Source organism: Sphingomonas silueang (assembly GCF_040049155.1).
GTDB classification, from domain to species: Bacteria; Pseudomonadota; Alphaproteobacteria; order Sphingomonadales; family Sphingomonadaceae; genus Sphingomonas; species Sphingomonas silueang.
On the sequence record NZ_JBDZDK010000005.1, the window covers coordinates 1 to 24,849 of the forward strand.

Below are 24,849 nucleotides of genomic sequence, written 5' to 3' on the forward strand. Positions count from 1 at the left end.
GAGGACTCGGCCGCCGTCACCATGTTCCGCATGGTCATCGCGCAGGGCCGCAGCCTAATCCACCAGCGTGACGAGATCGAGCGGCTGGCCCATGCGCGGCTCGCCGATGATGTCGACTACCAGTTGCTGCGCAACATTCCGGGCATTGGTCCGATCAACGCGCTGACCATCCTGGCCGAGGCCGGTGATCTGCGGCGCTTCAATCATCATCGTCAGTTTTTGAAATTCTGCGGTCTCGATCTCGCGACCTGCCAGTCAGGCACGTTCCGCGGCCGCACAAAGCTGTCCAAGTACGGTAACGCGCGCCTGCGCCGGACCTTCTGGATGGCTGCCCAGGTCGCTGCGCGTCAGCGCGACAACAGCTTCCGCGACAAGCTCGGACGGTACACCGCCGGGCACGCGGACGATGCCGACCGTCGCCGCAAGGCGATGACGGCGCTCACCGCCAAGATGGCGCGCGTGGCTCACGCCGTCGTCAAGACGGGGACAGAGTACCGGCCGTTCCTCGAACGGTCGGATGCCAGGTGGAAGGACCCCTCTCTGCAAGTGCCGTGAGGGCGCTCGTCGAGCGACCCTGTAGATAATGTTCGGGCCTTCCACCTGGGTGCGTATCTCGTTTTAAGGATGATGAGGACCACGGCCGCCCCGGCGCCGCTGGATCCTGTGTTTGCTATGGCAGGGAGCGATCCCGTTGACGGTGGGAGCCATCTGGCTCAGAATGCATGCCGTGCCGATGGTTGTCGGTGCATGGATATCTGCTGGCAAAAACCCGCCGCTGCTTCCCGACATAGGACGTTGTCCACCCGAATGGTCTTTGGCGCACCACGCATCGACGCGATGCGCGTCACCGCCGCGACAACCTGCTCGCCCTTGATGCCCTGATCGACGTCGATCGCCAGCGCCTCGCGGGTGAACGCGTCGACCACCGTCAACGCCCGCAGCCGTCGGCCATCGAACAAGGCCTCCGAGACAAAGTCCATCGACCACACCTCATTGCGCGCCGAGGGCGCAGGCTGGCGTTCGCGGTTCGCCACGCTGACGTTGCGACGAGGACGCTTGAGCCGAAGGCTCAATCGATCCTCCCGATACAGCCGGCAAACCCGCTTGTGGTTCACCAGCCAGCCCGCCCGGCGCAGCAGGATGTAGATCCGAAAATAGCCATAGCGCACCCGTGCTGCCGCCAGATCATGAATGCGCAGCCGCAGCGGCGCCTGGTCCGGCTTGTGCGACACGTATCGCACCGATGAGCGGTCGACGCCGGGCGCGAGGCAACTGCGCCGCTCGCTGACGCCATGGGACACCTGGACGTGCGCGACCATCTCTCGCCGTCGCCCGGGCGTCAGAGCTTTTTCGCCAGGACATCCTGCAGGATATGCTTGTCCAGGCTCAGGTCCGCGACGAGCTGCTTCAGCTTGCGGTTCTCCTCCTCGAGTTGCCCTAACCGCCGCAGCTCGCCGACCCTCAGCCCACCATACACCTTCTTCCAGCGGTAGAAGGTCTGCTCCGATACCCCTCCACCTTCTTTCCAACGATGCTACGCATCGCCGGAACCTTTGGCGGTTCCGCCGCTCGACCACCGGCGTGCCCATCTCCGCCTGCTTCAGCGCGAACGCGATCTGCTCTTCCGTATATCTCGACTTCTTCATGTCCCAGCTCCTTGCCCGCGGGCTTCAAAGGGCCGGAAAACTCTCACTCAGCTTGGATGAAAAAACAGGGAGGACGTCAGGCCGATCCTCACCCTTGGCGGGCCGTGAGTGACCGGGCGAGCGCGTCTAGCGGACGATCAGGATGAGAACCGAGCGGGTGGCGCAACCGCTTTCACCACGACGGCAAAAACGAGCTCGCCGACCTCCGGTTTGGGAACGGAAAGCTCTCGTCCGCTAAAATGGGCCAAAATTTGCGCAATCGGCACTTCAGTGCCCTATCCGTTTCGGAAGCGAGGATCATCGGATACGCTCGGTCTGTCACGGTAGGCGGGCAGTGGCGAATTTGAACAGATGAGGCCCGCATGGCAGACCCTCTACCCTCACCATTGCCGGCGAGCAGCCCAGTCTATCTCAACAACCGAGAGGCAGCGGCTTTCTTGGGATTGTCGCCCAGAACCCTTGAAAAGCAACGCGTGGTTGGCGGCGGCCCAAGGTTCAGGAAGTTCGGGCGGCGGGTTCTATATGACCGGCACGACCTCGAAGAATGGGCCGATAAAGGGGTTTTCGACAGCACAACTGACTTCAACACAAAGAAGTGATGCGACTGGGTCTGAAGTTGGTGCGGGCGGTCGGACTCGAACCGACATGGACTTCTCCGGTGGATTTTGAGTCCACTGCGTCTACCATTTCGCCACGCCCGCAACGTGGACTTGCGTATTCTAATAGATCTGTCGATTAGAAATCTCTAGACCCACAAAGCGTCGTGCCTTCGCTGGGCGCCGGCCGCTCGCTCGACCCTCTATCTCCTCAATCGGCCGACCGGAAGCGCGTTTCGTTCATGCGTCGAACGAAGCGCGCATCCCGAGACTACGATCGAGTTCGCCACGGCTAGATTTCTGTCGGCTCCTATGTGGCTCCCAGCGCGGAATCGGACGATCTCCACACCAAGCCTCCATCACCCCTAAGGGCCTGAAATCTGAACAGAACTCCTTTCACCGCATAGAACCAGCATGCCATCGCAACATGGCTTTTCGAGTCGGACGCGTCTACCAATTTCACCACAGGGGCACGCTGGCGACGCCGTTAGCGCATGGTGCGCGGCGTCGCAACCTCAGGAAAAGACATCGTGGTAATCCGCATCGGGATAGCCCTTGGGATCGGGGCCGAAGCGGTTGCGGCCATGCGTCCCCTCGGTGACATAGAACACGAACAGCACGATCCACCCGATCACGATCGCGAACACCAGCAGCAGCCACCAGCCCGACCGGTCGATATCGTGCAGCCGCCGGACCGACACGGTGATGCTGGGGATGAACAGCAACAGGCTGGTGATGCCGTTGACCGGCCCGGTATCGTCCCAGCCGAAGCCCAGCGCCCCGTCCACGATCGTCGCGAGCACGCCGACCAGAATGGTGAACAGCGTGAACATCCAGAATTCGTTGCGGCGCGACCTGCCGCCGATCTCGAAATAGCGCCTGAGCGGCAGGATCATCCATTCCATCGTCATGCCCCCGTATCAACCGTTGAAGTCTCAATTCACCGGCGCACGCCGCCGATAGCTGAGCGCTTCCGCCACCTGTGCCCGGCCGATCGGCTCGACCCCGGCCAGATCGGCGATCGTCCGCGCGACGCGCAGCACGCGGTGATAGCCGCGCGCCGACAGCCGCATCGCCTCCGCCGCCTGCGCCAGCAGCGCGCGGGCCGGTTCGTCGAGCACCGCGGCTTCCGCCAGCACCGCGCCGTCCGCCTCGGCATTGGTCCGCGGTCCATTCGTGCCATAGCGCTCCCGCTGCACGCCCCGCGCCCGCCGCACCCGCGCCGCGACCTCAGCCGATCCTTCGGCGGGCGGCGGCAGCACGAGATCGGCGGCGCTGACCGCCGCCATCTCGATCGTCAGGTCGATGCGGTCGAGCAGCGGCCCCGACACCTTCGCCTGATAGTCCGCCGCGCATTTGGGCGCACGGGCGCAGGCAAGCGCGGCATCGCCCAGATGGCCGCAGCGGCACGGGTTCATCGCCGCGATCAACTGCACCCGCGCCGGAAAGGTGACATGCGCGTTCGCCCGCGCCACGCTCACCTGCCCCGTCTCCAGCGGCTGGCGCAGCGAATCGAGCACCGCGCGCTGGAACTCGGGCAGCTCGTCGAGGAACAGCACGCCCAGATGCGCCATGCTGATCTCGCCGGGCTTGACCTTCAATCCGCCGCCGGTCAGCGCCGCCATCGATGCCGAATGATGCGGGCTGCGGAACGGGCGCACCCGCGTCATCCGCCCGCCCGACAGCGTCCCCGCGACCGAGGCGACCATCGACACCTCCAGCGCCTCGGCGGCGTCGAGCGGCGGCAATATGCCGGGCAGGCACGACGCGAGCAGCGACTTGCCCGCCCCCGGCGGCCCGACCATCAGCAGATTGTGCCCGCCCGCCGCCGCGATCTCCAGCGCGCGCTTGGCGACCTCCTGCCCCTTCACCTGCGCCAGGTCGTTGCCGTGGACGCCGTCCTCCGCCCCGCCGGGCCGGGGCGAGGGCAGCAGCTGCTCTCCCTTCAGATGGTTGATGAGCGCCAGCAGGTCGGGCGCGGCGGCGATGGTGGTGCCCGCCCACGCCGCCTCCGACCCCTGCGCCGCCGGGCAGATCAGCGCCAGTTCCGCCTCCGCCGCCAGTATCGCCGCCAGCAGCACGCCGGGCGAGGCTGCGATCCGCCCGTCGAGGCCCAGTTCACCGACCACCAGATAGTCGGCCAGCCCCTCGGCATCGACCACCCCCATCGCCGCCAGCAGCCCCAGCGCGATCGGCAGGTCGTAATGCGACCCCTCCTTGGGCAGGTCGGCGGGCGACAGGTTCACCGTGATGCGCTTCGGTGGAAGCGACAGCCCGATCGCGGCGATCGCGGCGCGCACCCGTTCGCGGCTTTCCCCCACCGCCTTGTCGGGCAGACCGACCACGACGAAGGCGGGGATGCCCGGCGCCAGCTGCACCTGCACCTCGACCCGGCGCGCCTCCAGCCCGAGATACGCCGCCGTCGACACGATCGCGACCATGTTCGCCTTTCGCCCCTGTTCCCCGGCATGAGGGTCTAGCCGGTTCGTTCCCGCGATGGAACGCCCTGCACGCTGCCTTGCCAGTGCAACACACAGGTGGCAGGGAACGGGATCATGCAGATCCTGCTCCTGATGCTCGGCGCGATGCTGATTCTGGCGACTCCGGTCGTCGCGGTGCTGCCGGGACCGGCGGGGATCTTCACCTTCGCCGCGGGGCTGGCGCTGATCCTGCGCAACTCGCGCCGGGCGCGGAAGCGGTTCGCGCGGACGATGCGGCGCTTTCCGCGCATCTCCGCCTTCGCCGATCGCGCGCTGCGCCGTCCCAGTGCGAAGCGGCGGCGGTTGCGCGGGGTAGCGCGTTGACTTTGCCGCCTGCGCTGGCTAAGGGCTCCCCACACACGGCCGCCGTCATGGGCGGCCTTTTACGTTATATCGCAGTTCGAATACCTGGGGATGAGTGATGAAGCGGACTTTTCAGCCGAGCAACCTGGTGCGTGCCCGTCGTCACGGCTTCCGCTCGCGCATGGCGACGCCGGGCGGCCGCAACGTGATCCGCGCCCGTCGTGCGCGCGGCCGCAAGAAGCTGTCGGCCTGATCAAGATGCTGCGCCGCCAGGACTATCTGGCGGCGAATGCAGGACGACGTGCCCCGATGCCGGGCTTCGTCCTGCTGGTCCGCCAGCGGCGCGCAGGCGAGCTGGCGGCAGCCGATGACGCGATGCGAATCGGCATCACCGTGTCGAAGAAGGTGGGCAACGCCGTCGTCCGCAACCGGATGAAGCGGCGGTTCCGCGCGCTCGCCGCCGGGATGCTGCCCGAACACGGGCTGGCGGGGGCGGATCACGTCCTGATCGGGCGGGCCGGCGGCATCGAACGCCCGTTCGACGATCTCAAGGCCGATCTGACGAAGGCGCTGCGCAAGGTCCGACGGTGAGCGACGCTCGCCCCGGACTTGCCGCACGTGCGCTGATGCTGGTCGCGCGCGGCTGGCAACTCGGGCCGTCGCTGGTCCTGCCCCCCTGCTGCCGGTATCAGCCGTCGTGTTCGGCCTATGCAATCACCGCCCTTCGCCGCTATGGCGCGATCAAGGGGGGGTGGCTGGCCGCGAAACGCATCGCGCGCTGTCATCCCTGGGGCGGGCACGGCCATGATCCGGTGCCTTGAAAGACTGACGCCGTAAGGACCAAGCGCGTGAAAGACGATCAGAAGAATTTCCTGCTGTTCGCAGTATTGGCCGCGCTGGTGCTGTTCGGCTGGCCCTATCTCGCCAACACCTTCTTCCCCGCCGCCAACCCGCCGGTGGCGAAGGTGGAGGACGGCAAGGCCAAGCCGGTCGCCAATCCGTCCGCCGATCCCGCCGCCGACAGCGTGAACGCGATCCGCGACCGCGCGCTGGTGCTGCGCGAGACCCCGCGCATCGCGATCGAGACGCCCAGCGTGCGCGGCTCGATCAACCTGCGCGGCGGGCGCATCGACGACCTCGTGCTGCTCCGTCACAAGGAAACCATCGCCGCCGATTCGCCGCCGGTGCGCCTCCTGTCGCCGTCGGGCACGGCCGACGCCTATTTCGCGCAGTTCGGCTGGAGCGGCACCGGCGTCACCGCCCCGCCCGCCGACGCGGTCTGGACCGCTTCGGGCAGCAAGCTGACCCCTGAGACCCCGGTCACGCTGTCGACCACCGTCGGCACCCAGCGCTACCAGATGCAGGTCGCGGTCGACGACGGCTATATGTTCACCATCCGCCAGAGCGTGGCGAACGCGGGTCCGCAGCCGATCCAGGTCGCGACCTACGGCCTGCTGAGCCGCCGCGGCGCGCCGGTCGACAAGGATACGATGACGATCCAGGTCGGCCCGGTCTATGAAGCGGGCAACGGCGTGAAGTTCGACGTCAACTACACCGACATCGACGAGAAACCCGAAACGTTCGCGACCCGGGGCGGCTGGCTCGGCTTCACCGATCATTACTGGATGACCGCGCTGATCCCCGACCAGGGCGTGGATCACAAGCTGTCGCTCAAGGGCGGCGACCAGCGGCACCAGGCGGACTACAGCTCGCCAACGCTCGCCACGCTGGCGCCCGGACAGGTGCTGACGCAGGGCGTGCGCTTCTTCGCGGGTGCCAAGGAGAACAAGCTGCTCAATGCCTATGAGGAACAGGGCGTGCCCTATTTCTCGCGCGCGATCGACTGGGGCTGGTTCCGCATCGTCGAGGAGCCGATCTTCGTCTATCTCGACTGGCTGTTCCGCCTCGTCGGCAACTTCGGCGTGGCGATCATCCTGCTGACGCTCACCATCCGCGGGCTGATGTTCCCGATCGCCCAGCGCCAGTTCGCGTCGATGGCGGCGATGCGCGCGGTGCAGCCCAAGCTGAAGGTGCTGCAGGAACGCTACAAGGACGACAAGCCGCGCCTGCAGCAGGAGATGATGGCGCTCTACAAGCAGGAGAAGGTCAATCCGGTCGCAGGCTGCCTGCCGACACTGATCCAGATTCCGATCTTCTATGCGCTGTACAAGGTGCTGCTGCTGACCATCGAGATGCGGCACCAGCCGTTCGTCGGCTGGATCAAGGATCTGTCCGCGCCCGATCCGGCGACGATCCTGAACCTGTTCGGCTATCTCGACTTCACCCCGCCGCATTTCCTCGCGATCGGCATCGTGCCGGTGCTGCTCGGCATCTCGATGTACTTCCAGTTCAAGCTGAACCCCGCGCCGATGGACGACATGCAGAAGCAGGTCTTCGGGCTGATGCCGTGGGTGCTGATGTTCATCATGGCCCCGTTCGCGGTCGGCTTGCAGGTGTACTGGATCACGTCGAACGTGCTGACCATCGCGCAGCAGCAGCTGCTGTACGCGCGGCACCCGGCGCTGCGCCAGGCGGCGGCGAAGTGAGCGACACGCCCCCCGCCCCGCCGGGGGACGTCCGCTTCGACGACGAACTGGTCGAGGCGGCGCGCAAGCTGTTCGCCGGACGGATCGATTTCCTGAAGTCCGCCCCGTCGCTCGAACACCTGCCCCCGCCGGAGGTGGCCGAGATCGCGTTTGCGGGCCGCTCGAACGTGGGCAAGTCGTCGCTGTTGAACGCGCTGACCGGGCGCACCTCGCTGGCGCGGACCTCGGTCACGCCGGGGCGGACGCAGGAGCTGAACTTCTTCGACGTGGGCGCGCCGCTCCGGCTGCGGCTGGTCGACATGCCCGGCTATGGTTTCGCCAAGGCACCCAAGGACATGGTGCGCAAGTGGCGCTACCTCGTGAACGACTATCTGCGCGGGCGACAGGTTCTCAAGCGCACGCTGGTGCTGATCGATTCGCGCCACGGCATCAAGGACGTCGACCGCGAGGTGTTCACGATGCTCGACAAGGCGGCGAGCAGCTATCGCATCGTGCTGACCAAGGCGGACAAGGTGAAGGCGACCGAACTCGACGCGGTGTACCATGCCGTGTCCGAAGAGGTCCGCAAACGCCCCGCCGCCCACCCCGACGTGATCGCCACGTCGAGCGAGAAGGGCATGGGCATCGCCGAACTGCGCGCGGCGGTGATCGAGTCGATCGGGTAATGCGTCATTCCGGCGAAGGCCGGAATCCATGGTGTCGGGTGCCGGCGACTCTACCGCGGACGTCGCCGATCCATGGATCCCGGCCTGCGCCGGGATGACGGATCGACGACGACAGGCAGCCCCCGTCCCTCACCCCCCGCGCGACGCGAACAACCCGGCCCCCAGCGCCACCGCGCCCGCCGACAGCAGCAGCGCGACGATCATCAGCGCCCCGTCGCGCACCAGCAGCGCGATGCCGAACGCCATGATCGCCGCCATCGGCGCGGTGCTGGCAAAGGGCAGCAGCTCGAGCGGCGGCACCGTCAGGCACAGCAGGATCACCGCCACCCCCGCGACCTTCACCATCGGCCCCCTGGTCAGCGCGGGCAACCGTCCGTGGAACCACTGGTCCATGCGCCGGGCGATGCCGCGCGTCTTGTCGGCCACCTTGACCAGCTTGTCGCCCTTCAGCCCGCGATTGGCGAGAAACCCCGGCAGCCACAGATGCTCGCGCCCCAGGATCAGCTGTACCGCCAGCAGGATCATCACCACCGCCATTGCGGTGGGCAGGCCGGGGATGCCGCCGACCGGCGAGATGTCGATCAGCGGAAAGAGGATGAAGAACGGACCGTACGCCCGCTGACCCAGCGCCTCGAGCATGTCGCCCAGCTTCGCCTTCTCGTCGCCTGCCTGAGCCCCGAGTTCCTTCAGCCGATCAAGCACTTCGCCGACGCTGTGCGGGTCGCCGCCCTGTTCGTTTCCATCCATGGGTATCGCAACCCGTCGCCGCAATAACGGTTCCGAAACGGTCGACAGACGCCCCCCGCCCCCGCTACACCCGGTCCATGCTGAAGCTCATCATCGGGAACAAGGCCTATTCCTCCTGGTCGCTGCGCGGCTGGCTGGCGGCCAAGCAGTCGGGCCTGCCGTTCGAGGAAGTGGTCGTGCCGCTGTACGACGCCGACTGGGACAAGCGGCGCGAGGGCGACGAGTTCGCACCCTCGTCGGGCAAGGTGCCGATCCTGTGGGACGGCGACGAGATCGTGGTGTGGGACAGCCTCGCCATCGTCGAATATCTCAACGAGAAGTCGGGCGGGGATCGGTTCTGGCCCGTCGATCCGGCGGCGCGGGCGATGGCGCGGTCGATGGCGGCGGAGATGCATTCGGGCTTCGCCCCGCTGCGTCGCAAGCACAGCATGAACGTGCGCCAGGTCTATGAACCGACCCAGCCCGACGCCGATGTCGCCGCCGACCTGACCCGCATCTACGAACTCTGGGCGCAGGCGCGGGCGCGCTTCGGCCATGGCGGCGACTATCTGTTCGGGGAATTCGGCGCGGCGGACATCATGTTCGCACCGGTCGCAACGCGCATCGTCACCTATTCGCTGCCCTGCCCGCGCTTCGCGATGGGGTACATCATCACCCTGATCAACCACCCGTGGATGCAGGACTGGATCGCCGCCGCGCAGGAGGAGGAATGGGTGCTCGAGCAATATGAGCAGCCGGTGAAGTGACGCACGCTCCTCCCCGGCACGGGGAGGGGGACCATACGCAGCATGGTGGAGGAGGGTGTCCGCATACGGTACCGTCGCGTTGGCGGCGATCCCCCTCCACCATTCGCTTCGCGAACGGTCCCCCTCCTCGTGCCGGGGAGGATTTGCTACCCCAGGAACGCCGCGATCGCCTCGCCCAGTTCGCGTTTCGTCACCGCGCTCATGTGACCGCCCGGCACCTCGGCCAGCCGCGCGTCGGGGAGCAGTTCGGCCAGCGCCGCATGGCTGCCGTTGTCGTCGTCCTCCTCGCCCGCCAGCACCAGCACCGGCTGCGTAATCGCGGCCAGCTCCGCGCGCGTCGTATCGACGAAGGTGTCGAGGATGCCGAGCAGCGCCACCGGATCGCCCCCCGTCGTCTTGAGGAACGCCTCCGCCATCCATTCGGGCGTGCCGCGCGCGAAGCTGCCGAGGCCGGTCAGGATGCGGCGGAAATGCGCCGCGCGTGCGCCGGTGTCGAGCAGCCCCTCCAGCCCCATGCCGCTCAGCACCACCTTGTCCGGGGCCGCCCCCATCGTCAGCATCCGCACCACCGTCCGCGCTCCCAGCGAATAGCCGCCGAGGTCGTAGTCGGTGAGCCCGAGATGCGCGAGCAGCGCCATGCCGTCCAGCGCCAGCGCGTCGGGCGGATAGGCGGCGGCGTCGTGCGGCCGGGCGCTCTGCCCATGCGCGCGCAGGTCGGGCATGATGACCCGACGCCCCAGCGCCGCGACCTTCGCGGCATGGCCGTAGCGGATCCAGTTGGTCCGGGCGTCGCTGAAATAGCCGTGGATCAGGATGGTCGGCCGCCCCGTGCCCAGTTCGTGCCAGACGATCTCCTCGCCGTCGAAGCTGGCGAAGCGGTGGGTGGTGACGGTGGCTTCGGACAAGGCGCGCGCTCCGGCAGGCGGTGGGACGCCCGGCGATAGGCCGCGAGCGCGCGCCTGTCGAGGCGACGCACCCCCTTCCCCCGTCGCCCGCGGCGCGATAGAGTTCGCGCAACAAAAGAACATGCGGGAGAGGGTGCCGGCCGCCAGTCCGGAGTCCGCCGCCATCGCCCCCGCCGCCCCGCCCCATGCCGTACCCCACAGCCGTTCCGAGGATGTCTATGCCATCACCGTCGGCTGCGTGATGATCGCGCTCGGCCTCGCGCTGCTCCATGCCGCCGGGCTGGTGACGGGCGGCATCGCCGGGGTGGCGCTGCTGGTCTCCTATCTGGTGCCGCTGCCGACCGGCGTGCTGTTCACCCTCATCAACATCCCCTTCTTCCTGTTCGCCAAGCGCGCGATGGGCAGCCGGTTCATGTGGCGCACGATCGCGGTCAACGCCGGGATCGCGGGCTTCTCCAGCATGGCGCGCTACGGCTTTCGCATCGTCGAGGTGCATCCCGCCTTTGCCGCGATCGCGGGCGGCACCGTCATCGGCATGGGCATCCTCGCGCTCGCCCGGCATGACGCGGGGGTCGGCGGGACCGGCGTGGTGACGCTGTGGCTGCAACGCACGCGCGGCTGGAACGCGGGGCGCACGCAGGTGCTGATCGACCTCGCGATCCTTGCCGTGTCGTTCGCGGTGGTGGCCCCGGCGCAGGTCGCGTGGTCGGCGCTGAGCGCGGCGGCGATCAGCGGCATCCTGATCGCATGGCACCGGCCGGGGCGCTACACCGGCTATTGAGCGCGGCGGCCGTCAGGCGGCGATGATGTCGCGATGATCGTGCAGCATCGTGCTCGCCCGCTCGGTCGCGGTGCGGGTATCCTCCGCCAGCTTGCGCACCTCGTTGGCGACGACCGCGAATCCGCGGCCCGCATCGCCCGCACGCGCCGCCTCGATCGCGGCGTTCAGCGCCACCAGCCGCGTCTGCGACGCGATGCCGCTGATCGCGGCGACGATTCCCGCCAGCTGCGTGACCGCCGCCTGCAATTCGTTGCGCTGCACCTGCAATTCGCGGTGATAGCGCATGCCTTCGTCGAACGCCTGCTGCACTTCCTGTTCCAGCCGCACCTGCCGCGTCTGGTCGGTCGCGATCTTGACGACCTTCACCGGGCGTCCGTCCTCGAGGATCGGATTATAGGTCGCCTGCAACCAGCGTTCGCTGCCGTCGCGCGCGATGCGGCGGTACAGGCCCGCATCGAACGCCCCGCTGCCCAGCTTGTGCCAGAATTCGGCATATTCGGGCGACGCGGCATCATGGCCCGCGCAGACCATGCGATGATGCCGCCCCTGCACCTCGCCCAGCCGATAGCCCATGACGTCGAGAAAGCGATCATTCGCCCACAGGATCGTGCCGTCCAGCCCCAGCTCGACGACGAGCTGCGACCGGCAGATCGCATCCCATGTACCCGAATACCCGATCCGTTCCGTCGTCATCACGCTACTCCCGTGTTCCGGACATAGCGCGATGACGTTAACGATCGCTTAGGCGTTGCGCGGACGGACCGGCAAACCCGGTCCCGATCGTACCGATCAGGCCTTTTGCAGGTGGCGGCGCCCCAGCAATTCCGCGATCTGCACCGCGTTGAGCGCAGCGCCCTTGCGCAGATTGTCCGACACGCACCACAGCGCGAGGCCGTTCTCCACGGTCGAATCCTCCCGCACGCGGCTGACATAGGTCGCGAAGTCGCCGACGCATTCGATCGGCGTCGCGTATCCGCCGTCCTCGCGCTTGTCGACCAGCATGATGCCGGGCGCCTCGCGCAGGATCTTCTGCGCATCCTCCGCCGACAGTTCGCGTTCCAGTTCGATGTTGATCGCTTCCGAATGGCCGACGAACACCGGCACGCGGACACAGGTGGCGACGACCTTGATCTTGGGATCGAGGATCTTCTTGGTTTCGACCACCATCTTCCATTCTTCCTTGGTCGACCCGTCGTCGAGGAAGCTGTCGATGTGCGGGATCACGTTGAACGCGATCTGCTTGGTGAACTTCTTGGGGTCGGCCGAATCGCCGACGAAGATGTTGCGGCTCTGCTCGAACAGCTCGTCCATCCCCGCCTTGCCCGCGCCCGACACCGATTGATAGGTCGCGACGACGACGCGCGTGATCGTGGCGGCGTCGTGCAGCGGCTTCAATGCCACCACCATCTGCGCGGTCGAGCAATTGGGGTTGGCGATGATGTTGCGTGCCTTGTACCCGTCGATCGCCTCCGGGTTCACCTCCGGCACGATCAGCGGCACGTCGGGGTCCATGCGATAGAGCGACGAATTGTCGATCACGGTGCACCCGGCGGCGGCGAACTTGGGCGCGTACACCTTGGTCGCCTCGCTGCCGATCGCGAACAGCGCCATGTCCCATCCGGTCGGGTCGAAATGCTCGATATTCTGGATCTTGTACTGCTTGCCGGTCTCGCCGAAGTCCGCCATGTCGCCCGCCGAGCGCGACGAGGCCAGCACCGCCAGCTCGTCGATCGGGAATTCCCGCTCGGCGAGGATGTTCAGCATTTCGCGCCCGACATTGCCGGTCGCGCCCGCAACCACTACCCGATAACCCACTTGCCTTCTCCGCGATCAAATCTTGCGCGCGGAATAGCCGCTTTGCACCTTTTGTAAAGTCACGCGGCGGCGAGCGTGGGTCCCGGCAGCGGTTCGGCGACCGCCGCCGGGCGGCGGCGGAACGGCTGCCGCTGCCAATAGGCGAGGCTGCGCCACGCCCATTCGAGCGGCCCGTTGGCGAAGCGCAGCACCCACAGGTTCGCGACTATGGTGCACAGCACGATCACCCCGGTCGCGATCGCGAACTGCGCGGCATGGCCATAGCGGTCCCACAGGTTCAGCCCGTATGGCGCGAACAGGATGTGCAGCCCGATGATCTGTTCGAGGAAATAGACCGAGAAGGCCGTCCGCCCGACCGCCTTGAACGGGCTGAGCAGCCGCGTGCCCGCCACCGACCGCATCGCCAGATTGACGAGCGCCACATGCCCGATCGACACCGCGATCCGCGCCGCCTCCTCGGTGATCCAGATCGTCTTGGGGGCGGGCGAGAAGGTCAGCACCTCGCCTGCCCCCACCGCCCGCGCGGTGATGCCGAAGCCATAGGCGACCAGCGTCATCACCAGATAGAAGCGCGCCGAGCGTCCGCCCTGGATCACGCGCCACTTCCACAGCGCGGCGCCGATCAGCATGACGCAGAACGCCTCGACCGCCGCCATGCCGATGAAACCCTTGCCCACCATGAACTTCAGCCATGCTTCCCAGAAGAAAGCGGCATAGGGGAACCAGCCGCCGGCATGCGCCTTGCGCTCCTTGACCAGGTCCTTCGCCAGCTTCTCGTTGGGCTGGCGCGCGGCGATCTTCTTGTTCCATTCGGCCAGCGCCTTGGCGTCGTCCTTCGCGACGGTGCGCCCCGCCGCCTGTGCGGCCTGCGCGCGCTCGACCCTGGTCTGGAGCTGGACCCGTTCGGCATATTCCATGCCGCCCATCACCGCCGTCAGCAGCGCGAACAGGCTGCCGATCGCGACCAGCGCCTTCGGCCCCAGCAGGCGGAAGGGAAACAGGAACAACGAGGCGATGGCATAGACGGTCAGGATATCGCCGACCCACAGCACGACGAACACGTTGACGAGGCCGAAGGCGAGCAGCCACAGCGTCCGGCGGAAGAACAGGTCGGCGACCGCGACCGGCCCGTCGGGCCGCATCGCCCGCGCGGTCAGCACCATGAAGCCCGCGCCGAACAGCAGCTCCAGCATCCCGCGCTGCGTCCCCTCCAGCAGCACGTCGACCAGCACCCATGCCGTCCTGTCGATCGGGGTCCAGCCGACCAGCCGCGGATCGGCGAACAGCTTCGTCACCGACGACGCCTGGATCGGGACATTCATGTAGAAGATGAACAGGATGGCGAGGCCGCGCAGCACGTCCAGGACATCGATCCGCGCCCGCCCCGTCACCGGCGCAATTCCGACCGCATCCCCGCTCATGTTCCGACTCCCCCCGAAGTACGGCGCGTAGCGTACCATGGGGGCAAGTCACCTGCCAACAGCATAGATCAGGCCACCATCAGCGGGCCCTCCAGTTCCTGCCGTTCGTGTCGGGCGCAGTCGAGACACCGTGCGATACGCCTGCCGCCCGTCCCTCGACCTTGCTCGGGACGAACGGGAGCTTTTCGTTACTTTTCGGTCACATGCCGGTCGAGGAAGTCGAGGATCGTCGTCCACAGATGCTCGCTGATGCCCGGACCGCCGACCCGGTGGGTCTGCCCCGGATAGAGCATCAGCTCGAACGGCGTCTTCGACTTCTGCATCGCCGCCATCATCGCGGTCGAATGTTCGAGCACGACATTGTCGTCGGCCATGCCGTGGATCAGCAGCATCGGATCGGCGATCTTCGCCGCATCCGCCACGGTCGCCGACCTTGCATAGGCGTCGGGCACCTGTCGCGGATCGCCCATATACCGCTCGGTATAATGGGTGTCGTACAGCTCCCACCGGCTGACCGGCGCGCCCGCGACCCCGGCGGCGAACACGCCCGGCGCCTTTTCCAGCATCTTGAGCGTCATGTAGCCGCCGTAGGACCAGCCGTAGATCGCGATCTTTTCCGGGTCCACGAACGGCAGCGACTTGAGATAGTCGGCGCCGGTCAGCTGGTCCTCGACCTCGACGCTGCCCATCGCCTGATGGATCTGGTCCTCGAACGCCTTGCCGCGATCGGGCGAGCCGCGATTGTCGATCTCGAACCAGATCCAGCCGCGGTCGACCAGATACTGGCGCAGCGCCCCGCCCCATGCCCGGCGCACGACCTGGCTGTGCGGCCCGCCATAGTGCGAGAAGAACACCGGATAGCGCTTGCCCGGCTCCAGCGCCGGGGTGATCATGTTCCAGTAGAGCGTCGATCCGTCCTTCGCCTTCACCGTCCCGAACTGCGTCGGGCGGTGGCTGGCGACATAGGGGGCATAGGGATGGTCGCCGGTCAGCGCATTCTCGTTGATCCACGCCAGCCGCCTGGCCGAGGTATCGGCGAGATAGGTCTGCGCGGGCTGGTCCGGGTTGGAGCGGGTGACGATCAGCCGCGTCGCCTTCCCGTCCATCGACGCGCCGTAGGACCAGCCGCGCTCGGTCAGCCGGGTCACGACGCCGGGCTTCGCCAGATCGACGGTGTAGAGCTGCTTTTCGAGCACATCGTCCTTGTTCGCGGTGAAATAGATGCGGCCCTTCGCCTCATCCACGCCCGCGAGCGCACCGACCGCCCATTGCCCCCTGGTCAACTGGGTCCACCTGCCCGCCTTCCAGCGATAGAGATGGCCATAGCCGTCGCGCTCGGACCACCAGATCAGCGACCCGTCCCGCATCGGCTGATAGGCGTCAGACAGGTTGACCCAGCTCTTGGGGCCGGATTCCTCGCTGAACAGCACCGTGGACGTGCCCGTGGCGGGATCGACGCGCAGCATGTCCAGCCGGGTCTGCGCCCGGTTCTGCCGCTGGACCAGCAGCGCCTTGCCGTCGGGCGTCCAGTCGACCCGCGCCAGATAGATGTCGGCGTCGGGGCCGAGATCGACCTTGACCTTGCCCGACCCGTCCGGGCGCATGACGTACAGCTCGACCAGTACGTTCGCCGTCCCCGCCTTGGGATAGCGCTGCTGGTAGATGCTCGTGCCTTCCGCGCCGATCGCCGAGCGGGTGACGATGCCGACCGGCGCCTCGTCGAAGCGTTCGACCGCGACCAGCCGGTCGTCGGGCGACCACCAGTATCCGGTGCGCCGCCCCATTTCCTCCTGCGCGACGAATTCGGCCTCGCCGAAGTGGACCGTGCCCTTGCCCTCGGTCGTCAGCGGCGTCTCGCGCCCCGATCGCAGGTCCAGCGCCACCAGATTCTGGTCGCGCACGAAACTGACATAGCGTCCTTCGGGGCTGACCACCGGGTTCAGCTCGCCGCTCTCGCTGTTGGTCAGGCGGCGGACCTCGCCGTCGATCGTCGCCAGATACAGGTCGCCGTCCAGCGGCACGAGGATCGACTTGCCGTCGGGCGACCAGTCATAGGCGAGGATGCCGCGCTTGCCGGTCAGCGAGCGGTCGCGCTCGCGCTGCATCTTCTCCGCCTCGGACAGTTCCGCGCCGGTGCCCACCTTCTTGCTGTCCACCAGCATCCGCCATTCGCGCGTGGCGGTGTCCATCGCCCACAGGTCGAACCGCTCGCGCTCGTCGGGGCGGTTGCGCAGCAGCGTGACATAGTGCCCGTCGGGCGAGAGCTTCAGGCTCTGCGGCGCGGGGCCGTTCAGGTCAGGGCTGGCGAAGACCCGTTCGAGCGTCAGGTCGCCCGGTTTGGCCGGGGCCGCCGGTTCACTCGCCATGCCCGCCTGCCCCAATGCCAGCAACGCCACGCCCAACCACCATTTCACCATACTGCCCCGTCTCCGATTACCGCGATGGTATCGCCGGATACGGGCAGTCAGTAAATGGCGGAAATTTCGGTGGGTTCGGCGCGACCACGCGGTCGCACGTTCGCTCCCCTGCCTGAGAAGAATGCCGCTGCGAACGTCCCTGTCCGTACCCCCGCGCAGGCGGGGGTCCAGGAGTCACGGATGCAAGCCGCTGTTCTACCTGGCTCTGGACCCCCGCCTGCGCGGGGGTACGGCAGAGAAATTTCGCAGGGGAATCCTTGTCGGGGAGGAGAGCAGGCAACGCCTACATCTTCTCGCCCGGCGCCACGCCCCACAGCCGCGCCTGTTCGACATAGCCGCCCTTACCCTGCACGTCGAAATGGCACCAGCCGCCGTTGCAGCGGGACAATCGCCCGACGACGCCGGGGGCCGCGCGCCACACCACCGCCGCGCCCGGTTGCGGCGATGCGCGCAGTTCGACCGTCTCGCCCGGCACATAGGCGGTGCGCCGGTCGCTGAGCAGGCCGACCTGGAACCAGCCGCGCGTGCCGTCCGGGTCCTCCACCCGCCGCCAGTCCTGATAGATGTCGATCACCTTGATCGGCAGGTCGGCCCGGCGATAGACCCATTGCGTCGGATAATTCTTGCCGGGGCCGCTGCGCATCCGCGCCTCGCCCGCGGCGATCGATGCGTAATAGGGGGTCTTGCGCCGCTGCGCATCGGCGACGCCGCTCGCCAGCAAAACCGCCGCCACGGCCGCAATCCCCAGCCATCGGCCCTGTCGCATCATTCGCTTCCCAATCTTCCCTGTCCCGAACGCCGCAGGGCGTTGACGCCGCTGCCGCTTCCCGCCAAGCCGTGGCGATGGTCGCCACAACGCCCCCGCCCCGTCGTCCGCGCGTGCATGTGACGCGCCGGCTACCGCAAGCGGTAGAAGAACGCATGACCACGCTGTTCGATGCGGTGCTCAATCCCGACGATCATCCTTTTTCGCAAGCCGAACTCGCCGCGGCGATGGCGGATTGCGACGTGCTGGTGCCCGCCGTCACCGATTCGGTCGACGGCGCGCTGATCGCCGCCGCGCCCGATCGGCTGCGGCTCATCGCCAATTACGGCGCGGGCGTGAACCATATCGACCTGAAGGCGGCGCGCGCGCGGCGCATCCCCGTCACCAACACGCCGGGCGTCCTGACCGAGGATACCGCCGACATGGTCATGGCGCTGATCCTCGCCGTGCCCCGCCGCCTCGCGGAGGGTGAGAAGCTGGTGCGCTCGGGCGAGTGGAAGGGGTGGAGCCCCGGCGGGATGCTCGGCCACCGCATCGGCGGCAAGGCGCTGGGCATCATCGGCATGGGCCGCATCGGCCAGGCGGTGGCCCGCCGCGCCCGCGCGTTCGGCCTGTCGATCCATTACCACAACCGCCGCCGCCTGCCCGCCGTCGTCGAGGCGGAACTGGGCGCGACGTGGCACGGCGACCTCGACGCGATGCTGGGCGCGATCGACCTGCTGACGATCCACACCCCGCGCAACGCCGACAGCGAGAATCTGATCGACGCGCGCCGCATCGCGCTGCTGCGGGCCCACGTCTATGTCATCAACGCCTCGCGCGGCGGCATCCTCGACGAGGAGGCGCTGGTCGATGCGCTGGAGGGCGGACGACTGGCGGGCGCGGGGCTCGACGTCTGGGCGCACGAACCGCGGATCGATCCCCGGCTGCTGGCGCTGCCCAATGTGGTGATGACGCCGCACATGGGATCGGCCACGCTCGAAGGGCGCATCGCGATGGGCGAGAAGGTCATCACCAACATCCGCGTCTGGGCGGACGGCCACCGCCCGCCCGATCAGGTGCTCGACGGGATATAGTCCGCCTGCCGCGCTGCCGCCGTGCGCGGCGCGCCTGCATCGATCCCCGCCAGCCACTGCGCGATCATCGCCTGTCCCGCGCGCACCGCCGCCGGGCCGAACCGGGCATATTGCCCGGTCAGTTCGTCCCGCCGCACCGGGCAGTCGAGATAGTCGAGCCACGCGGTGAAGCGCGCATCCTCGCCCATCTCGGCATGGAATTGCAGCGCCAGCAGGTTGGCGCCCCGCCGGAACCCCTGGCGATAGGCCGGAGTCGTCGCCAGCAGCTCGGTCCCCTCGGGCAGGTCGAAGGTATCGCCGTGCCAGTGCAGCACCGGCACCCCCGCGACATGCGCCAGGGGCGAGGCGACGTCCGGCGTCAGGTCGACCGGCGCGAAGCCGATCTCGCACGACGGCCCCTTGTAGACTGCCGCGCCGAGCGCCGCCGCCATCATCTGCGCGCCGAGGCAGATGCCGAGCGTCGGGCGATCCGCCGCCAGCCGCCGCCGCAGCGCGGCGATCTCGCCGGGGATCCACGGATGCTCGGCGGTGTCGTACACCCCCATCGGCCCGCCCATCACGATCAACAGGTCGGGCGCGGTCAGATCGGCGGTGGCGAAGGCCGGATCGGTCACGTCGATCCGGTCGAGCGCATAGCCCGCCGCCTCGATCGGCGCGCGGTATCCGGCGCAACCTTCATAGGGGACGTGGCGGACGATCAAGGCACACTTCATCATCGCAGCCTAGTCTGGCGAGGCTGAACCTCGGCTGCAATGTTTCTTTCCATTGCCCAAGCGACGGTTCGGAACCTGCTGCGATGCAATACATTCCTTGGGGCATCCCGCGTAACAGGAGGTAACCCCATGAAGAAGCTTGCAACTATCGCACTCGCCCTTGCCGCCGGTTCGTCGCTGGCGGCCTGTTCGACGCTGCGCGGCGCAGGCATCGGCGCGGCGGGCGGTGCCGGTATCGCGGCGGCCACCGGCGGCAGTGTCGAAAAGGGCGCGGCGGTCGGCGGCGTCGGCGGCGCGGTGGTCGGCACCGTCGCCGACGATTGATCGACAGGGGCCGGGGCGCATGAGCGTCCCGGTCACATAGTCAGCAGCGCGATCCGGTCGTGATCCTTTGGTCGGCCGAAACTGGCGAGCATGGCGATCAATTCGCCTCGGTCGGGTACGAAGACCGTCGCTTCGCCGATGTGGGCCGGTTCGCGCGATCGGGGCAGGACCGGGTGCCAGCCCGTACCGATGGACACCTCGAAGTCCGCCATCCATTCGACGCGGACCGTCCCGATCGTCGAAGCGGCATAGAACCCCGAACGGAACAGCGTCGTGCCAGCACCATAGTTGCGGCACATTGCGGGGAGGCTGCTGACCAGCGCGGTATCGCTCGCGCTGAACAGAATGTCGATATCGTCGACCTCGACCGGCGCGCCGTGCAGCGCCACCGCCGCCCCGGCAATCACCCACCACGGCCCCTGCGCCTCCGCCAGCATCCGCGCGACCGCCGCCAGCGCCGCGACATGATCCGGCGACAGCGACGACGGCATCGGGGTCAGTCGCCGGTCAGGATGCGGTCGACCAGCTGCTTCACGCTCGGCACGAAGCCGTTGGAATAGAAGGGATCGCGCTTGAAGTTATAGGCGGCATGGCCCGCGAACATCAGGTTGCGATCGGTATCGCCGCCGTGCGCGATGTCCTGCAGCGTCTTCTGGATGCAGAAGCTGCGCGGATCGGCCAGCCGCCCGGTCGAGTTCGTCTCGCTGTCGGCCCAGCTCGAGAAGCTGCACTGCGACAGGCAGCCCATGCAGTCGGCCTGGTCCTTGCGGATCTCGCCCTTCTCCTCCGGTGTCACGAACACCAGCGTATTGTCCGGCGTCTTGAGCGCGTCGGTGAACCCCTGCCCATACCATTCGCGTGCGCGCAGCAGGTCGCCCTGCGTCACCCAGAAATTCTTGCCCTTCACGCCCACGTCGAGCTGGAACACATGGTCGCCCGCTTCCTGCTTGGAAAAGGCGATCTGCCGGTCCGACCGCGCCTCCAGCGCGCGCAGGAACGGGTTGCGGACGGCCGAGGAATAGAAACCGGTCGGCGAGAAGCGGTGCAGCAGCACATCGCCTTCCTCGATCTCCATCAGCTTCTGCTTCCAGCCGTCGGGGATCGGGCTTTCCTGCGTGAGCAGCGGACGGGTGCCGAACTGGAACGCGATCTTGCCCAGCTCGGGATTGTCGATCCAGTCGTTCCAGTCGCGCAGGTACCACACGCCGCCCGCCATCACGATCGGCACGTCGTCGGAAATGCCGCCCTCGCGCATCGTCTCGCGCAGCGCCTTCACGCGGGGATAGGGGTCCTGGGGCGCAAGCGGGTCCTCGGCGTTCGACAGGCCGTTGTGGCCTCCGGCGAGCCACGGGTCCTCATAGACCACGGCGGCAAGCCATTCCGACGCCTTGGAATAGGCGCGCTTCCACAGCGCGCGGAAGGCGCGGCCCGACGACACGATCGGCAGATAGCTGACGCCGTAGGACGCGGTGATCTCCGACAGCTTGTACGGCATGCCCGCGCCGCAGGTGACGCCGGAGACGAGGCCGCGCGTCCGCTCCAGCACGCCGTGCAGGATGCGCTGCGCCCCGCCCATTTCCCAGAGCACGTTGATGTTGATCGCACCCTTGCCGCCCGCGATCTCCCATGCGCGCCGCACCTGCTGCACCGCGCCCTCGATCGCATATTCGATCAGTTCCTCATGGCGTTCGCGGCGGGTGAGCGCCTTGTACACCTGCGGGATGATCCTGCCGTCGGGGTCGTAGCTGTCGGCGTTGACCGCCGAGACGGTACCGATGCCGCCCGCCGCCGCCCATGCGCCCGCGGATGCGTGGTTGGTGGCGGCGACGCCCTTGCCCCCTTCGATCAGCGGCCAGACTTCGCGGCCGTTATAGACGATGGGCGACAGACCTTTGAACACGATACCTCCGGCGGAACTTCTCGGGGCGGCTGCGCAACGCGCGCCGCTGTATCCGGCCGTCATTAGTGGCTGGAATGCGCGATGGCGAGCAAATTGCGTGACGGGCGACGCAGGCATGACGGGCCTTCCCGATGCGGTCGGGCTGCGTTGTCGCCGGGAAGCCGTCCACCAACGGTTGGGGCACCGCCTACCACTTCAGACCGGCGACCTTGAACGTCATCTGCTGGCGACCGGCCTCGTACATCGGCGCCTCGATCGTCACTTCGCGCGCCTTCTTGATTTCCGAAAGGAATTTTTGCGCCTGAAGTACGAACACGATGTCGGACGATCCGCCGTCGGCCTCGGCGCATCGCCAGTCCCGCACCGGCCCGTCGTCGAACTTCACCGCGATACTGTCATCATCGTAGGACCGGCACAGGAACTGACCGTTGGCGGACACATATATGTCGAACCCGAATTTGGTGTCCCGCCGGATATTGAGCGTCGGCGTGCTTTCGCCATAGGGAAAGGGAAGGTGGATAGGCTCGGTCGCCGACACGCTCGCGACCTTGTTCTTGCCACCCCGCATCTTGTCGACATCCTCGGAATAGGACCATCCGCTGGCGGAACCGGTTCTCCCCGCCGCCGTCGCGTCGGCTTCCATGGCAGCGGCGACCGCTTCGAGGTTGTCCGCCATCATTTCAAGGTTATCGGATGCGGCATCGGCCGCTGCATCGTTCCCCGCCGTGGGCGGCACACACGCCGACAGCGTCGCCGCGGCGACAACAGATATCAGAACTCTCATGATCCCCCCGTTCGGGATCAGACTAGCCCGAACGCCGCATGCGTCAAGATTGCCGGTCGCACACCACCCGGCGGTTGTCGCCGAACTGCTCGCCATGCTTGTCCGGACCCGCCGCCCCTCGTCCGGCTTTAGCTTGAGGTTTACAGCAAGGCTGTCAGCAACCGCGAAAGTCTGGCCGTACCGGGCATCGATCGACAAACACAACCCTACCCCAACGCCCCCGGCCGCCCGATCGCCCCCTCATACAACGCCTTGTACTGTGCGATCATCGCCGCCTCGTCATATTCCGCGCGCGCCTTCGCCTGGTTCGCCTCGCCCACGCGGCGGCGGGCCTCGGCGTCGGTGGCCAGCGCCTGCAACCGGTCGCGCAGGTGCACCTCGTGCCGGTCGACGCCCATATAGGGCCGGTTCTCCTCCGCGACCATCTTCGGGATGTCGCCGAGCGGCGGCGCGACCACCGGCAGCCCCGCCGCCATCGCCTCCATGACCGAGATCGGCTGCTGCTCGCTCTGCGACGAGAGGGCGAAGATGTCGAACAGCCCCATGTAGCGCCACGGCTCGGGCAGGAAGCCGGGCAGGTGCACCCGGTCGTCGATGCCCATCGCCTCGGCGGCGTCCTCGATCGCCTGCCGCTCGGGGCCGTCGCCGACGATCACCAGCCGCACCTTGACCGCGATGCCGCCGACCGCGCGGACCAGCAGCGGCAGGTCCTTGACCGCGCGCAGCCCCACCACCGCGCCGATCACGATCTCGCCCGGCCTGCGGCGGAATCCGGGGATGGCGTCGGCGGCTACCCCGCGCGCATATTTCTCCACCGGCACGCCGTTGCCGATCAGGTGGAGCCGCGCCTCGGGCTGTTTCCACGCCCCCCGCGCGACGCCGAGCAACCGCCCGGACGGCACCACCAGCGCATGCGCCGCGCCCAGCGCCATCCGCCGGTACATGTTGCGCACCGGGTTCAGCCGGTGCGCCTCGTCCTCGTTGAAGCCGTCCTCGTGATGCACCACCGGCGGCGTGCCCCTGGGGAACACGCGCCGCGCCATCACCCCGTCGATCGCGCCCCAGTTATAGGTCAGCACCAGATCGAACCGGCGCATACAGGCGGCGATCGCCTCGTAGCGCGCGACCGAGGGCTTGCCGGTCAGCGGCGGCGGGTTCTGCGCGATCTCGTATCGGATGTGCCTGCCGATCGCGGCGCGCGCCTCGGTCCGCTCGGGCACGCCGGACACGATCATGTGCACCGCCCGGTCGCCCCACGCATGCATCAGCCGGATCGCGCGCGCCTCCTTGCCGCCATAGGCGAAGGACGAATGGAGGTGGAGGATGCGGACCGGCGCGCTCATGCCCGCGCCACCCGCGCCAGCAGCCGGTCGATCGCCCCGATCGCGTCCGGCTCGGTCAGCGTGGGCGCATGGCCGGTGTCGGGCACGACGGTCAGATCCGCGCCGTCGATCCGCGTCGCCATCGCCTCGGCCACGGCCGCGGGCAATATGTCGGACAGGCCGCCGCGCACGATCGCCACCGGCTTGCCCGCCAGCGCCTCGTACGCGCGCCACATGTCCGGCCCCGCCTCGTTGCCCGGCACGCGGAACGGCTCGGCGATCTTCATGTCGTAATCGAGCTGGATGCGCCCGTTGGAGGTCAGCCGGTGGAGTCGCTTGGCCATGTGCAGCCACTCGTGCACGCCGTAGCCGGGATAGGCGTCGCCGTTGCCCTCCGCCATCGCCCGTGCCGCATGCATCCACGTCGGGTGGCTCACCTGCTTGCCGACATAGCCGCGGATGCGCCCGAGGCCCGCCGGGTCCAGTTCCGGCCCCACGTCGTTCAGCAGCGCGGCGGCGATCCGGTCGCGGTCGGTCGCCGCCAGCAGCATCGTCAATATGCCGCCGAGCGAGGTGCCGAACGCGACCACCTGTTTGAGGTCGAGATGGTTCAGCAGCGCCTCGACATCCTGGAGATAGACCAGCGGCACATAGGTCATCGGATCGCGGGCATAGCCGCTCTCGCCGCGTCCGCGCATCTCGGGCACGATCAGCCGCCATTCGCCCGCCAGCCGCTCGGCCACATCCTCCCAGTCGCGCGCGTTGCGCGTCAGCCCGTGGAGACACAGGATCGCGGGCCGGTCGGCGCGCCCGGCATAGTCGCGGTAATGGAGGCGGAGGCCGTCGTTCGACCACCAATAGCCATCGGTGCAGCGTTGCTTGTCGTTGGGCGCCAT

The 24,849-nt window shown here is 67.6% G+C and carries 26 protein-coding genes, 1 tRNA gene and 2 pseudogenes; 12 read left to right on the forward strand and 17 right to left on the reverse strand.

The window, feature by feature from the left end; genetic code table 11:
• Positions 1-580: pseudogene (locus ABLE43_RS06670) on the forward strand (transposase); the annotation flags it as partial.
• A gap of 133 nt (positions 581-713) precedes the next feature.
• On the opposite strand, the pseudogene ABLE43_RS06675 reads toward ABLE43_RS06670, so the two are convergent.
• A pseudogene (locus ABLE43_RS06675) lies at positions 714-1,646 on the reverse strand (DDE-type integrase/transposase/recombinase).
• Positions 1,647-2,008: 362 nt separating this feature from the next.
• Between ABLE43_RS06675 and ABLE43_RS06680 the strand changes: the two are divergent.
• Entirely contained in the window at positions 2,009-2,245 is a 237-nt protein-coding gene (locus ABLE43_RS06680) for a helix-turn-helix transcriptional regulator (protein ID WP_348977707.1), read from the forward strand.
• 18 nt (positions 2,246-2,263) lie between these two features.
• Here ABLE43_RS06680 and ABLE43_RS06685 read toward each other — a convergent pair.
• From ABLE43_RS06685 to ABLE43_RS06695, 3 genes are all read right to left on the reverse strand, one after another.
• Positions 2,264-2,347: transfer RNA gene (locus ABLE43_RS06685), tRNA-Leu, on the reverse strand.
• A gap of 410 nt (positions 2,348-2,757) precedes the next feature.
• The gene (locus ABLE43_RS06690; RefSeq protein ID WP_348977708.1) at positions 2,758-3,147 is read right to left on the reverse strand and encodes a DUF805 domain-containing protein; all 390 of its coding nucleotides are present in this window, start codon (positions 3,145-3,147) and stop codon (positions 2,758-2,760) included.
• A 30-nt stretch (positions 3,148-3,177) separates the two neighbouring features.
• On the reverse strand, positions 3,178-4,683 hold the full coding sequence (locus tag ABLE43_RS06695; protein ID WP_348977709.1) for a YifB family Mg chelatase-like AAA ATPase: 1,506 nt from the start codon (positions 4,681-4,683) through the stop codon (positions 3,178-3,180).
• Between the two features lie 114 nt (positions 4,684-4,797).
• Here ABLE43_RS06695 and ABLE43_RS06700 point away from each other — a divergent pair, with 114 nt between their 5' ends.
• The 6 genes from ABLE43_RS06700 to yihA all read left to right on the forward strand — a co-directional run bounded on the left by ABLE43_RS06700 (position 4,798) and on the right by yihA (position 8,236).
• Positions 4,798-5,046: a hypothetical protein gene (locus tag ABLE43_RS06700; RefSeq protein ID WP_348977710.1), complete on the forward strand. Its 249-nt coding sequence runs from the start codon at positions 4,798-4,800 to the stop codon at positions 5,044-5,046.
• Between the two features lie 97 nt (positions 5,047-5,143).
• The gene (rpmH, locus tag ABLE43_RS06705) at positions 5,144-5,278 is read left to right on the forward strand and encodes a 50S ribosomal protein L34 (protein ID WP_055760664.1); all 135 of its coding nucleotides are present in this window, start codon (positions 5,144-5,146) and stop codon (positions 5,276-5,278) included.
• A 5-nt stretch (positions 5,279-5,283) separates the two neighbouring features.
• Positions 5,284-5,616, forward strand: coding sequence for a ribonuclease P protein component (gene rnpA / locus ABLE43_RS06710; RefSeq protein WP_348977711.1), 333 nt, complete (start codon positions 5,284-5,286; stop codon positions 5,614-5,616).
• 35 nt (positions 5,617-5,651) lie between these two features.
• Complete coding sequence (yidD, locus tag ABLE43_RS06715) at positions 5,652-5,846, forward strand: membrane protein insertion efficiency factor YidD (RefSeq protein ID WP_348977913.1); 195 nt, start codon at positions 5,652-5,654, stop codon at positions 5,844-5,846.
• Between the two features lie 27 nt (positions 5,847-5,873).
• Positions 5,874-7,571 carry a membrane protein insertase YidC gene (gene yidC, locus ABLE43_RS06720; RefSeq protein WP_348977712.1) on the forward strand — a complete coding sequence of 566 codons (1,698 nt, stop codon included), beginning with the start codon at positions 5,874-5,876 and terminating at the stop codon, positions 7,569-7,571.
• Entirely contained in the window at positions 7,568-8,236 is a 669-nt protein-coding gene (gene yihA, locus ABLE43_RS06725) for a ribosome biogenesis GTP-binding protein YihA/YsxC (protein WP_348977713.1), read from the forward strand. The genes yidC and yihA overlap by 4 nt, the downstream gene beginning before the upstream one ends.
• Positions 8,237-8,365: 129 nt before the next feature.
• Here the strand turns inward: yihA and ABLE43_RS06730 are convergent, their stop codons facing one another.
• Positions 8,366-8,983, reverse strand: coding sequence for an exopolysaccharide biosynthesis protein (locus ABLE43_RS06730; RefSeq protein WP_348977714.1), 618 nt, complete (start codon positions 8,981-8,983; stop codon positions 8,366-8,368).
• A gap of 77 nt (positions 8,984-9,060) precedes the next feature.
• Here ABLE43_RS06730 and ABLE43_RS06735 point away from each other — a divergent pair, with 77 nt between their 5' ends.
• On the forward strand, positions 9,061-9,729 hold the full coding sequence (locus tag ABLE43_RS06735) for a glutathione S-transferase family protein (protein ID WP_348977715.1): 669 nt from the start codon (positions 9,061-9,063) through the stop codon (positions 9,727-9,729).
• A 146-nt stretch (positions 9,730-9,875) separates the two neighbouring features.
• On the opposite strand, the gene ABLE43_RS06740 is transcribed toward ABLE43_RS06735, so the two are convergent.
• Complete coding sequence (locus ABLE43_RS06740) at positions 9,876-10,634, reverse strand: alpha/beta fold hydrolase (protein WP_348977716.1); 759 nt, start codon at positions 10,632-10,634, stop codon at positions 9,876-9,878.
• A gap of 133 nt (positions 10,635-10,767) precedes the next feature.
• On the opposite strand from ABLE43_RS06740, the gene ABLE43_RS06745 reads away from it, so the two are divergent.
• Positions 10,768-11,415 carry a DUF6198 family protein gene (locus ABLE43_RS06745; RefSeq protein ID WP_348977717.1) on the forward strand — a complete coding sequence of 216 codons (648 nt, stop codon included), beginning with the start codon at positions 10,768-10,770 and terminating at the stop codon, positions 11,413-11,415.
• A gap of 12 nt (positions 11,416-11,427) precedes the next feature.
• Here the strand turns inward: ABLE43_RS06745 and ABLE43_RS06750 are convergent, their stop codons facing one another.
• From ABLE43_RS06750 to ABLE43_RS06770, 5 genes are all read right to left on the reverse strand, one after another.
• Complete coding sequence (locus ABLE43_RS06750; RefSeq protein WP_348977718.1) at positions 11,428-12,108, reverse strand: methyl-accepting chemotaxis protein; 681 nt, start codon at positions 12,106-12,108, stop codon at positions 11,428-11,430.
• 96 nt (positions 12,109-12,204) lie between these two features.
• Positions 12,205-13,230 (reverse strand): aspartate-semialdehyde dehydrogenase, encoded by a 1,026-nt coding sequence (locus ABLE43_RS06755; protein WP_348977719.1) that lies wholly within the window; start codon positions 13,228-13,230, stop codon positions 12,205-12,207.
• 59 nt (positions 13,231-13,289) lie between these two features.
• Positions 13,290-14,651, reverse strand: a complete 1,362-nt coding sequence (locus ABLE43_RS06760; RefSeq protein WP_348977720.1) for a DUF418 domain-containing protein — start codon at positions 14,649-14,651, stop codon at positions 13,290-13,292.
• 188 nt (positions 14,652-14,839) lie between these two features.
• Positions 14,840-17,068 (reverse strand): S9 family peptidase, encoded by a 2,229-nt coding sequence (locus tag ABLE43_RS06765; RefSeq protein ID WP_348977721.1) that lies wholly within the window; start codon positions 17,066-17,068, stop codon positions 14,840-14,842.
• Positions 17,069-17,351: 283 nt separating this feature from the next.
• A complete protein-coding gene (locus ABLE43_RS06770; protein WP_348977722.1) occupies positions 17,352-17,801 on the reverse strand; it encodes an SH3 domain-containing protein in 450 nt (149 codons plus the stop codon).
• A 110-nt stretch (positions 17,802-17,911) separates the two neighbouring features.
• On the opposite strand from ABLE43_RS06770, the gene ABLE43_RS06775 reads away from it, so the two are divergent.
• Positions 17,912-18,910 (forward strand): 2-hydroxyacid dehydrogenase, encoded by a 999-nt coding sequence (locus tag ABLE43_RS06775; protein ID WP_348977723.1) that lies wholly within the window; start codon positions 17,912-17,914, stop codon positions 18,908-18,910.
• Here the strand turns inward: ABLE43_RS06775 and ABLE43_RS06780 are convergent.
• Positions 18,889-19,623: a glutamine amidotransferase gene (locus tag ABLE43_RS06780; RefSeq protein ID WP_348977724.1), complete on the reverse strand. Its 735-nt coding sequence runs from the start codon at positions 19,621-19,623 to the stop codon at positions 18,889-18,891. The two genes, ABLE43_RS06775 and ABLE43_RS06780, sit on opposite strands and share 22 nt — an antisense overlap.
• Before the next feature lie 129 nt (positions 19,624-19,752).
• Between ABLE43_RS06780 and ABLE43_RS06785 the strand changes: the two genes are divergently transcribed.
• Positions 19,753-19,947, forward strand: a complete 195-nt coding sequence (locus ABLE43_RS06785) for a hypothetical protein (protein WP_348977725.1) — start codon at positions 19,753-19,755, stop codon at positions 19,945-19,947.
• A gap of 32 nt (positions 19,948-19,979) precedes the next feature.
• Here the strand turns inward: ABLE43_RS06785 and ABLE43_RS06790 are convergent, their stop codons facing one another.
• The 5 genes from ABLE43_RS06790 to ABLE43_RS06810 all read right to left on the reverse strand — a co-directional run bounded on the left by ABLE43_RS06790 (position 19,980) and on the right by ABLE43_RS06810 (position 24,849).
• Positions 19,980-20,438 (reverse strand): nucleotidyltransferase family protein, encoded by a 459-nt coding sequence (locus ABLE43_RS06790; protein ID WP_348977726.1) that lies wholly within the window; start codon positions 20,436-20,438, stop codon positions 19,980-19,982.
• Positions 20,439-20,443: 5 nt separating this feature from the next.
• The gene (locus tag ABLE43_RS06795) at positions 20,444-21,847 is read right to left on the reverse strand and encodes an NAD(P)H-dependent flavin oxidoreductase (RefSeq protein WP_348977727.1); all 1,404 of its coding nucleotides are present in this window, start codon (positions 21,845-21,847) and stop codon (positions 20,444-20,446) included.
• Between the two features lie 187 nt (positions 21,848-22,034).
• Positions 22,035-22,829, reverse strand: a complete 795-nt coding sequence (locus ABLE43_RS06800) for a hypothetical protein (protein ID WP_348977728.1) — start codon at positions 22,827-22,829, stop codon at positions 22,035-22,037.
• An 8-nt stretch (positions 22,830-22,837) separates the two neighbouring features.
• The gene (locus ABLE43_RS06805; RefSeq protein ID WP_348977729.1) at positions 22,838-23,974 is read right to left on the reverse strand and encodes a glycosyltransferase family 4 protein; all 1,137 of its coding nucleotides are present in this window, start codon (positions 23,972-23,974) and stop codon (positions 22,838-22,840) included.
• Positions 23,971-24,849 (reverse strand): alpha/beta fold hydrolase, encoded by an 879-nt coding sequence (locus ABLE43_RS06810; RefSeq protein ID WP_348977730.1) that lies wholly within the window; start codon positions 24,847-24,849, stop codon positions 23,971-23,973. Before ABLE43_RS06810 ends, ABLE43_RS06805 begins: the two co-directional genes overlap by 4 nt.

What these genes read in the sequence shown, in the direction of transcription:
- ABLE43_RS06730 (WP_348977714.1), bottom strand. Translation starts at nt 8,983, where the DNA reads ATGGATGGAAACGAACAGGGCGGCGACCCGCACAGCGTCGGCGAAGTG.
- ABLE43_RS06750 (WP_348977718.1), bottom strand. Translation starts at nt 12,108, where the DNA reads ATGACGACGGAACGGATCGGGTATTCGGGTACATGGGATGCGATCTGC.
- ABLE43_RS06780 (WP_348977724.1), bottom strand. Translation starts at nt 19,623, where the DNA reads ATGAAGTGTGCCTTGATCGTCCGCCACGTCCCCTATGAAGGTTGCGCC.
- ABLE43_RS06790 (WP_348977726.1), bottom strand. Translation starts at nt 20,438, where the DNA reads ATGCCGTCGTCGCTGTCGCCGGATCATGTCGCGGCGCTGGCGGCGGTC.
- rpmH (WP_055760664.1), top strand. Translation starts at nt 5,144, where the DNA reads ATGAAGCGGACTTTTCAGCCGAGCAACCTGGTGCGTGCCCGTCGTCAC.
- ABLE43_RS06700 (WP_348977710.1), top strand. Translation starts at nt 4,798, where the DNA reads ATGCAGATCCTGCTCCTGATGCTCGGCGCGATGCTGATTCTGGCGACT.
- ABLE43_RS06805 (WP_348977729.1), bottom strand. Translation starts at nt 23,974, where the DNA reads ATGAGCGCGCCGGTCCGCATCCTCCACCTCCATTCGTCCTTCGCCTAT.
- ABLE43_RS06810 (WP_348977730.1), bottom strand. Translation starts at nt 24,849, where the DNA reads ATGGCGCCCAACGACAAGCAACGCTGCACCGATGGCTATTGGTGGTCG.
- ABLE43_RS06760 (WP_348977720.1), bottom strand. Translation starts at nt 14,651, where the DNA reads ATGAGCGGGGATGCGGTCGGAATTGCGCCGGTGACGGGGCGGGCGCGG.
- ABLE43_RS06785 (WP_348977725.1), top strand. Translation starts at nt 19,753, where the DNA reads ATGAAGAAGCTTGCAACTATCGCACTCGCCCTTGCCGCCGGTTCGTCG.
- ABLE43_RS06765 (WP_348977721.1), bottom strand. Translation starts at nt 17,068, where the DNA reads ATGGTGAAATGGTGGTTGGGCGTGGCGTTGCTGGCATTGGGGCAGGCG.
- yidD (WP_348977913.1), top strand. Translation starts at nt 5,652, where the DNA reads ATGCTGGTCGCGCGCGGCTGGCAACTCGGGCCGTCGCTGGTCCTGCCC.
- ABLE43_RS06680 (WP_348977707.1), top strand. Translation starts at nt 2,009, where the DNA reads ATGGCAGACCCTCTACCCTCACCATTGCCGGCGAGCAGCCCAGTCTAT.
- ABLE43_RS06735 (WP_348977715.1), top strand. Translation starts at nt 9,061, where the DNA reads ATGCTGAAGCTCATCATCGGGAACAAGGCCTATTCCTCCTGGTCGCTG.
- rnpA (WP_348977711.1), top strand. Translation starts at nt 5,284, where the DNA reads ATGCTGCGCCGCCAGGACTATCTGGCGGCGAATGCAGGACGACGTGCC.
- ABLE43_RS06690 (WP_348977708.1), bottom strand. Translation starts at nt 3,147, where the DNA reads ATGGAATGGATGATCCTGCCGCTCAGGCGCTATTTCGAGATCGGCGGC.
- ABLE43_RS06695 (WP_348977709.1), bottom strand. Translation starts at nt 4,683, where the DNA reads ATGGTCGCGATCGTGTCGACGGCGGCGTATCTCGGGCTGGAGGCGCGC.
- ABLE43_RS06775 (WP_348977723.1), top strand. Translation starts at nt 17,912, where the DNA reads ATGGTCGCCACAACGCCCCCGCCCCGTCGTCCGCGCGTGCATGTGACG.